Consider the following 532-nt stretch of genomic DNA (forward strand, 5'->3'; position numbering starts at 1 on the left):
CTGGGCGAGGCGCGCGTGGTCGTGGCCGGCGGCCGCGGCACGGGCGGGGACTTCAGGCCGCTCGAGGCGCTCGCCGACGTCCTCGGCGGCGCGATCGGGGCCTCCCGCGCGGCGGTGGACGCCGGGTGGATCGGCCCCGAGGCGCAGGTGGGCCAGACCGGGCGCACCGTCTCCCCGCAGCTCTACGTCTCCTGCGGGATCTCCGGGGCCGTCCAGCAGCGCGCCGGGATGCAGACGGCGGGCACGATCGTGGCCGTGAACAAGGACGAGCAGGCGCCGGTCTTCGAGATCGCCGACCTCGGCATCGTGGGCGACCTGCAGAAGGTGCTGCCCCAGGCGGTCGAGCACCTCAGGGCGCTGCGCGGATAGGAGCCGGGCGGCGGAGCGGCCGGCGGAGCCCGTCCCGGGCCGGGGGCTCAGCGCGCCACGGTCCGGTGGCCGGCGTCCAGCCGCCGGGTCCAGCCGCGGGCGTCGAGGTGCTCGAGCAGCGGGATCGCGACGCGCCGGGAGGTGCCGAGCGCCTGGCGGGCCT

At 78.2% G+C, this 532-nt stretch carries 2 protein-coding genes; one reads left to right on the forward strand and one right to left on the reverse strand.

From position 1 onward, the window contains the following. The coding region (locus CRM73_RS19505; RefSeq protein ID WP_229588839.1) for an electron transfer flavoprotein subunit alpha/FixB family protein at nt 1–369 on the forward strand (369 nt) is incomplete at its 5' end. 47 nt (nt 370–416) lie between these two features. Here CRM73_RS19505 and CRM73_RS19510 read toward each other — a convergent pair. Further along, nucleotides 417–532, reverse strand: a 116-nt coding sequence (locus tag CRM73_RS19510) for a SelB C-terminal domain-containing protein (RefSeq protein WP_229588840.1), incomplete at its 5' end; no start/stop codon positions are given.

The organism is Kocuria sp. CCUG 69068 (assembly GCF_020833785.1).
GTDB classification, from domain to species: Bacteria; Actinomycetota; Actinomycetes; order Actinomycetales; family Micrococcaceae; genus Kocuria; species Kocuria rosea.